Genomic DNA, 8,515 nt, shown 5'->3' with positions numbered 1-8,515 from the left:
CGTCCTCTCCGGCGGCGCGGTGGCGCGCATCAGCTCCTCGCGTCTCAAGGAACTGGTGATGACGGATACGATCCATCCGACCGAGGCCGTCCGCGTGTCGCGCAACATCCGCGTCATTTCGATCGCGCCGCTGATCGGCGAGGCGATCGCCCGCACGGCCAAGGAAGAAAGCGTTTCCAGCCTGTTCGACTAGCCCCATTCTCGGGGGTAAGGGCAACGGGCGTCTGAGGGGTAGACCGATGCCGATTTTCTGGACCGATCGTTTCGCGCCCTACGCGCTGGCCGCGCTTCGCGTGTTCGCCGGGCTGCTGTTTTTCGGGCACGGCCTGATCAAGCTCTTTGGCTTTCCCGGAGGCGCGTCACCAGGCGCCCAGTCCCTGACGTCGCTTCTCGGGGCTGGCGCAGTCATCGAGACCGTGGGCGGCGCCTTGATCATTCTGGGGCTTTTCACCCGTCCGACCGCCTTCATTCTCGCGGGCGAGATGGCGGTGGCCTACTTCCTCTTCCACGCCCCCAAGAACTTCTTTCCGTCGCTGAATGGCGGCGAGGAGGCGATCCTCTTCACCTTCATCTTCCTTTATCTCTCCACGTCGGGACCGGGCGCGCTCAGCCTCGACGGTGCGCGGATACAAAACCGGCGCTGAGCGCCAGCATTCGGCCGTGGATCTCCTTCTCGTCAAACTGACCCTGACGCCGCTGCTGATGGCGGGCGTCTCCTATGCCTCGCGCCGCTGGGGCGGGGCGATCGGCGGGCTGCTGGCCGGCCTGCCGCTGACCGCGGCGCCGATCTCGATGTATCTGACGGCCGAACAGGGGCACGCTTTCGCCGCGCAGGCGGCGCTTGCGTCGATCGCGGGAAACGGCGCGGTCACCCTCTCCTATCTCGTCTACGTCGAGGCCAGTCGCCGGTTTCTGCCCGCGGCGACGATAACCTTGAGCGTGTTGGCCTTCGCTGTCGGCGCTATCGTCCTGCATGGCCTCGATCTTTCGCTCGGCCCCGTCCTCTGCATCGACGGCGTCCTCATCCTGCTCGTCCTCATGCGCTGTCCGCGGCTGGTCGATGATCCCGCGCCGTCCGCCTATTCCCGCTGGGATTTGCCGGCGCGTCTGGTGGCGGCCACCGCCATGGTGCTGGTCGTGACCCTCTCGGCCCAGCTTATCGGGCCGCATTACAGCGGGTTGTTTTCCACGATGCCGGCGCTCGGATGGCCGCTGATCGTCTTCGCGCACCGCCGCGGGCGCGCGGATGCCATGGCGATGCTGCTGGGGATCGTCAAAGGCCTGTTCGGCGTGATCGCGTTCTATCTGGTCGTAACCGTCATGCTGCCGAAGTATCCGGCGATTCCGATCTACGCGCTGGCCCTCTTCGCCTCGGTGCTGCTCACGGCCGGCTGGCTGGTGCAGCGGCGCTTCATGGTGGCAGCCGTACCGCGCTAGACACGCTCAGGGTCACTCCGCGGGCGCGGCCTCGGCGGCTGCGCGGGCACGGCGGCCGCGCGGCTTGATGATGAAGTGATGCAGGCGATCGAGGTAGAGGTAGATCACCGGCGTCGTGTAGAGCGTCAGAACCTGCGAGACCATCAGGCCGCCGATGATGGTGATACCGAGCGGCCGGCGCAGTCCGGCTCCTGGGCCCGACGCGATCAGTAGCGGAATGGCGCCGAACAGCGCCGCCAGCGTCGTCATCAGGATCGGCCGGAAGCGCTCGATACAGGCCTCGTAGATCGCGGCCGGCGCATCCAGGCCGCGCTGGCGCTCGGCATGCAGCGCGAAATCGACCAGCATGATGCCGTTCTTCTTGACGATGCCGATGAGCAGCACGATGCCGATGAACGCGATCAGCGTCAGTTCCGTCCCGGTCCATTGCAGCGCGAGGAGCGCCCCGAGGCCCGCGGACGGCAGGGTCGAGATGATGGTGAGCGGATGCGCCAGGCTCTCGTAGAGCACGCCGAGCACGATGTAGACGGCGATCAGCGCGGTGTAGAGCAGAATCGTCTGCGATCCCGCGCTGGCCTGGAACAGTTTTGCATCGCCGGCGAAATCGGCCTTCAGCGTGTCCGGCAGATGCATGTCGGCGACCGCCGCGAGGATCGCCGCGTTGGCATCGGCCTGCACCGCGCCGGGCTTCAGGTTGTAGCTGATGGTGATCGCCGGGAACTGGCCCTGGTGGTTGACGGTGAGCGGCGCGAACCCGCTTTCGATGTGGGCCATGCTGCTCAATTTCACCTGCGCCGTCGGCGTCGCGGCCGTCGTCGCGCCGAGCGATGTGCTCGGGGCATTGAGCGAGGTTTCGACGGTGGCGCCGCTGAGGCCGCTTGAGGCGACGAGATTGACGCCGGCCGGAACGAAGATGTTGTCGAGCGCAGTGGGGTCGAGCTGCAGGGCGGTCGGCACTTCAAGCACCACGCGGTACTGGTTGCGCGCCGAATAGATCGTCGAGATCTGCCGCTGCGCGAAGGCATTGTTCAGCGCGTTGTCGATATTGGCCATGCTGACGCCAAGCCGCGAGGCCGCGAGCCGATCGACGACGACGTTGGCCTGCAGACCGTTGGCTTCATGATCGGTCGTGACATCGGTCAAGCCCGGGATGGTCTTGATCTTGTCGAGGATCAGCGGCGAGTAGTGGGTGAGCTCGTTGAAGTCCGAGTCGGTCAGGGTGAACTGGAACGCGGCCTTGGATTGCCGCCCGCCAAATCGCAGATCCTGCTGTGCTACGAGAAAGGTGCTCATGCCGATCACCGGCGCAAGCTTTCGGCGCAGGCGGTCGATGACCTTGTTGGTGGGGAGGTTGTCGCGCTCGTTCAGCGGCTTCAGCGAGATGTAGAGCTTGCCCTGGTTGAGCGACGAACTGTTCGGGCCCTGCCCCGCCGCACCGACCGACGAGCCGAGCCGGTCGACGGCGGGATCGGCCTGCACGATCTTGGCGGTACGTTCCTGCAGCGCGATCATCGCGGGATAGGAGATTTCCGTCGCCGCTTCCGTGGATCCCAAAATGAGATCGGTTTCGTCGGCCGGGAAGAAACCCTTCGGCGTCTTGATGAAGAGCACGACGGTCAGTCCGATGGTGATCAGCATGACCAGCACCGTCAGCAGGCGAAAACGCAGCACCACCTTGAGGCTGTCGCCGTAGGCGCGGGTCAAACGATCGAGGCTGCCTTCGACCAGGCGGTCGAACCAGTTCGGCCTGCGCGGCGGCTTGTCGGGCGTGAAATGCGCCGAGATCATCGGCGTGATCGTCAGCGAGGCGATGGTCGAGATGATGATCGCGAAGGCCAGCGTCATCGAGAATTCGCGGAACAGCCGGCCGGGAATGCCGCCGAGCAGCAGCAGCGGAATGAACGCCGCCATCAGCGACACCGAGATCGAGATGACGGTGAAGCCGATCTGGCCCGCGCCGGCGAGCGCCGCGCGCATCGGCGACAGCCCGGCTTCGCGATTCTTGTCGATCACCTCGATCATCACGATGGCGTCGTCGACGACGAAGCCGACGGAGGTCGCGAGCGCCATCAGCGAGATGTTGTCGATGGAAAAGCCCGCCGCATACATGCAGGCGCAGGTGCCGGCGAGCGCGAGCGGCACGGTGATGCCGGCGGCCGCCGTCGGCGTCAGCCGCCGGAGGAAGACGAAGACCACGGCCATCACCAGCATGATCGTCGCGATCAGGGTGCCGACCATATCGTTGACGCTGGAGCGGATCGTCGTCGTCTTGTCGTTGAGCACCGAGATTTCGATGCCGGCCGGCATGAAGCGCTTCAGCGTCGGCAACAGCGCCTTCACGCGATCCACCGTCTCGATGACGTTGGCGTCGGACTGCTTGGTAATCTGGATCAGCACCGATGGTTTGCCGTTGAACGTCGCCATCGACCGCGCATTGCGCACGCCGTTGTCGACCGTCGCGACGTCCGACAGCAGCACGCTGCCGCCGTCCGAATTCTTGACGACGAGCTTGCCGTAATCGTCGATCGTGGCGAGCTGGTCGGTGGTGCCGATCGACTGCGCGTGGCCGCCGCCTTCGATCGTGCCGAGCGGCGAAAGCGCGTTGGCGTTGACGATCGCGGTGCGGATATCGTCCATGCTCAGCCCCATCGTGGAGAGCTGGGTCGGGATCGCGCGGACGCGGACGGCGGGCTGATCGGCGCCGGCGACGCTGACTTCCGCCACGCCCTGCACCTGGGAGATGCGCTGGATCAGCACCGTGTCGGCGGCATCGTAGACGGCGGTGGTCGGCAGCGTGTCCGAGGTCAGCGCCAGGATGAGGACCGGCGAGGCGTTGGGGTTGGCCTTGCGGAAGGTCGGCACGTTGGGCAGGCCGCTCGGCAGATCGGTCGCGGCGGCGTTCAACGCCGCCTGCACGTCGCGCGCGGCACCGTCGACATTACGGCTGAGATCGAAGATCGCGATGATGACGCTGGAATTCAGCGAGCTGACCGACGTCAATTCTGTAACGCCGGCGATCTCGCCGACACGACGCTCAATCGGCGCCGCGACCGTTTCCGCCATGATCTCGGGACTGGCGCCGGGATATTGCGCATTGATGAAGACGGCCGGGAAATCGACGCTCGGCAGGCTGGCGACGGGCAACAGGAAGTAGGCGACCGCGCCGAGCAGGAAGATGCCAATGGCGAGAAGGCCCGTGCCGATCGGTCGTTTGATGAAGAGCGCGGAGACGTTCATTCCGCAGCCTTCGAATGCGGGTACTCCATCGGCACGTCGGCTTCGGGATCGATCTGCTTGACCTTGCCGAAGACGCGCACGCGCAGGTTTTCCAACGCCACGTAGATCACCGGCGTCGTGTAGAGCGTGATGAGCTGGCTGAGCAGCAGGCCGCCGACGATCGAAATGCCGAGCGGATTGCGCAGCTCCGATCCGGTGCCCGTCGCAAACGCCAGCGGGATCGCGCCGAACAGCGCCGCGAGCGTGGTCATCATGATCGGGCGGAAACGCAGCAGCGACGCCTTGACGATCGCGTCATGCGGCGTGAGCCCTTCGTCGCGCTCGGCCTCGAGCGCGAAGTCGATGATCATGATGGCGTTCTTCTTGACGATACCCATCAGCAGCACGATGCCGATCAAGCCGATCAGCGACAAATCCATGCGGAACGCCATCAGCGCCAGCAACGCACCGACGCCAGCCGACGGCAGGGTCGAGATGATGGTGATCGGATGGATCGCGCTTTCGTAGAGCACGCCCAGCACGATGTAGATGGTGATCGCCGCCGCCAGGATCAGATACGGTTCGTTGGCCAACGAACTGGCAAATTCCGCGGCATCGCCATTGTAGGTGCCGGTAATGCTGTCGGGCATGCCGATCGTCTTGCTGGCGTCGGCGATGGCTTGCACCGCATCGCTTAGCGCGTGGCCGTCGCCCACGTTGAAGCTGATGATGGTCGCCGGGAACTGCTCCGTGTGCTGCACCGACAGCGGCGCCGTGTCGTGGCGCAGCGTGGTGAAGGTCGACAGCGGAATCTGCGCATCCGTGGTCGAGGAGACGTAGAGATTCTTCAGCGAAGTCGAATCGGCGAGGAAGCGCGGCTGGGCTTCCAGAATGACGCGATACTGGTTGGTCTGCGCATAGATCGTCGAAACCTGGCGCTGGCCGAAGGCGTCGTACAACGTGTCGCTGACGTTCTGCACGGAAACGCCGAGGCGCCCCGCCATCTGCCTGTCGATGTTGATGTAGAGCCGCAAACCGCCGTCCTGCGCTTCCGACGCCACGTCCTTCACGACGGGCGAGTTGCGCAGCTGCGCGACCAGCTTGTTCGACCACTCGGACACTTCCGGGCCGCTCGTGCCGTTCAGCGTGTACTGATACTGCGCGCTGCTCGATTGCGCGGTGATCTGGATGTCCTGGACGCTCTGGAACGCCACGCTGAAATGCGGCGATCCCCCGAGCGTGGCCTGCAGCCGCTTGATGATCGTGGTGACCCCGGCGCGACCGCTTTCCCGCGGTTTCAAGACGATGCTGAGCGCGCCGGAATTCGGCGTGGCGTTGACGGTGCCGACACCGACCACCGACGAGACGCCCTCGACATCGGGATCGGCCTTGATCTTGGTCACGACCTCCTGCTGCAGGCGCGACATTTCGTCGAACGAAACGGTCGCCTCGGCCTGGGTCACGCCGCTGATCAGCCCGGTATCCTGCGGCGGCAGGAAGCCCTTGGGGATCGTCACATAGAGGAAGATCGTCGCGGCGAGCGTGCCGGCGGTGAGCAGCAGCATCAACGATTGATGGCGCAGCACCCATTCGAGGCTGCGGCGGTAGCGGTCGTTGAGATTTTCGCCGATGCGCACCAGCCGTCCGGGCTTCTTGTCGTGATCCTCGGGAATGTAGCGCAGCAGCTGGCCGCACATCATCGGCGTCAGCGTCAACGAGACGACGGCGGAGGCGACCACCGCAATAGTCAGCGTCAGCGCGAACTCCCGGAACATGCGGCCGACAATGCCGGTCATGAACAGAAGCGGGATGAACACCGCGATGAGCGAGACCGTCAGCGAGATGACGGTGAAACCGATTTCGCGCGCGCCGTTCAGCGCGGCTTCCATCGGCCGTTCGCCGAACTCGAGATGGCGGACGATGTTTTCGATCATCACGATGGCGTCGTCGACGACGAAGCCGGTGCCGATCGTCAGCGCCATCAGCGACAGATTGTCGAGGCTGAAGCCGAGAAAATACATCACGCCGAACGTGGCGATGAGGGAAAGCGGCAGCGCGACGCCGGCGATGATGGTGGCGCGGATCGAGCGCAGGAACACCAGCACCACGAGGACGACGAGGCCCACCGACAGCATCAGCGTGAACTGCACGTCGGCGATCGAGGCGCGGATCGTCCCCGTCCGATCGTTGACGACGGTGAGCTCCATGCCGGCCGGCAGCGATGTCTTTAGCTTCGTCAGCTCGGCCTGGATGTGATTGACGGTCTCGACGACGTTGGCGCCGGGCTGGCGCTGCACGTCGATGATGATCGCGGGCGTGCCTTGAAACCAGCCGGCGACATGCTCGTTTTCCAGCCCGTCGACGACGTCGGCGACGTCGCTGATCAGCACCGGCGCGCCGTTCTTGTAGGCGAGCACCACCGGCTTGTAGCCGGAGGCTGCCTCGAGCTGATCGTTGGCGCCGATCGCATAGGACTGCGTGCTGCCGTCAAGCGAGCCTTTGGCGCCGGACACGTTGGCGTTGGCGATGGCGGTGCGCAGATCCTCCATGCCGAGCCCGTAGTCGGCGAGACGGGAGAGATCGGCCTGGATGCGGATCGCCGGCTTGAGGCCGCCGAGAATCCCGACGTGGCCGACGCCGACCAGCTGGCTCAGGCGCTGGCCGATCAGTGTGTCGGCTAGATCCGACATGGACCGGATCGAGATCGTCTTCGAGGTCAGCGCCACGGTGATCACCGCGGCATCGGCCGGGTTCACTTTCGAATAGACCGGCGGATAGGGCAGATTTTTCGGCAGCGTCGACGCGGCGGCGTTGATCGCGGCCTGGACGTCCTGCGCGGCGCCGTCGATGTCGCGGTTGAGGTCGAATTGCAGGGTCACGGCCGAGAGGCCGAACGCCGAGGACGAGGTCATCGTCTGCAGGGACGGAATCTGTCCGAGCTGGCGTTCGAGCGGCGCGGTGACGAGCTGCGCCATCGTGTCGGGGTTGGCTCCCGGCAGCTGGGTGGTGATCTGGATGGTCGGAAAATCGACCTGCGGCAGCGCCGAAATCGAGAGGAAGGAGTAGCCGAGAAGCCCGCCCAAGAGAACGGCGACCGCGAGCAGAGAGGTCGCGATCGGCCGATTGATGAAGAGGGCGGAGACGTTCATTCCGTGGCGCTCGACCGCTTTTGCTGGCCATCGCGATGACGGTGGGGCCGGTCGCCGTTTCCGGCATCAGCCGGCGGCGCCGCGCTCTGCTGGTGCAGGGCCGGCGATGCGTCGGGGCCGAAGGCCGTCTTGTCCTCGGAGGTGGTGACCTTCGAACCGTCCGCCAGCTTGGCGAAGCCGGTGGTCACGACCACGTCGTCCGGCTTCACGCCTGTCGTCACGACGGCTTCCTTGTCGTCCTGCTGGCCGAGCGTGATGGGCCGCATGGCCACCTTGCTGTCGGCGACGACGTAGACGAACGAACCCTTCGGGCCGCGCTGGACCGAGGCGACGGGCACCACGATGGCATTCTTCAGCGTCTCCACGAGCAGCCGGACGTTGATGAAGATGCCGGGCCACAAGGCGAGCTGCGCGTTGGGGAATTCGGCCCGCAGTTTCACGGTGCCCGTGGTCTGGTCGATGGTGTTGTCGATGACGTCGAGCTTGCCCTTGTCGACGGGGGCGGTGCCGTTGCTGTCCAGCGCCTGGACCTCGAGCGCGCCGCCGGCCGAAGCCTTGTTGATCCGGGCGAGCTCCTGCTGCGGCACGGTGAAGATGACGTCGATCGGCTTGATCTGCGACACCGTGACGATTCCGGTCGTGTCGGTCGCGTGGATCAGATTGCCGACGTCGACGACGCGGATCCCGGTGCGCCCGCTGATCGGAGTGGTGAT

The 8,515-nt window shown here is 65.3% G+C and carries 5 protein-coding genes and 1 pseudogene; 3 read left to right on the top strand and 3 right to left on the bottom strand.

Annotated features, from left to right (window positions below; genetic code table 11):
- The 3 genes and pseudogenes from GSQ79_RS10945 to GSQ79_RS10935 all read left to right on the top strand — a co-directional run.
- Nucleotides 1-193: pseudogene (locus GSQ79_RS10945) on the top strand (phosphoribosylpyrophosphate synthetase); the annotation flags it as partial.
- A gap of 46 nt (nucleotides 194-239) precedes the next feature.
- On the top strand, nucleotides 240-644 hold the full coding sequence (locus GSQ79_RS10940; RefSeq protein ID WP_158808756.1) for a DoxX family protein: 405 nt from the start codon (nucleotides 240-242) through the stop codon (nucleotides 642-644).
- Nucleotides 645-660: 16 nt separating this feature from the next.
- Complete coding sequence (locus GSQ79_RS10935) at nucleotides 661-1,437, top strand: hypothetical protein (protein ID WP_158808755.1); 777 nt, start codon at nucleotides 661-663, stop codon at nucleotides 1,435-1,437.
- A gap of 12 nt (nucleotides 1,438-1,449) precedes the next feature.
- On the opposite strand, the gene GSQ79_RS10930 is transcribed toward GSQ79_RS10935, so the two are convergent.
- From GSQ79_RS10930 to GSQ79_RS10920, 3 genes are all read right to left on the bottom strand, one after another.
- On the bottom strand, nucleotides 1,450-4,674 hold the full coding sequence (locus GSQ79_RS10930) for an efflux RND transporter permease subunit (RefSeq protein ID WP_158808754.1): 3,225 nt from the start codon (nucleotides 4,672-4,674) through the stop codon (nucleotides 1,450-1,452).
- The gene (locus tag GSQ79_RS10925; RefSeq protein WP_158808753.1) at nucleotides 4,671-7,802 is read right to left on the bottom strand and encodes an efflux RND transporter permease subunit; all 3,132 of its coding nucleotides are present in this window, start codon (nucleotides 7,800-7,802) and stop codon (nucleotides 4,671-4,673) included. Before GSQ79_RS10925 ends, GSQ79_RS10930 begins: the two co-directional genes overlap by 4 nt.
- On the bottom strand, nucleotides 7,799-8,515 hold a 717-nt coding region (locus tag GSQ79_RS10920), incomplete at its 5' end, for an efflux RND transporter periplasmic adaptor subunit (RefSeq protein ID WP_158808752.1). The genes GSQ79_RS10920 and GSQ79_RS10925, both read right to left, overlap by 4 nt.

The organism is Beijerinckia sp. L45 (assembly GCF_009765775.1).
Lineage (GTDB): Bacteria > Pseudomonadota > Alphaproteobacteria > Rhizobiales > Beijerinckiaceae > RH-AL1.
This window is presented reverse-complemented; position numbering and strand designations above follow the sequence as displayed.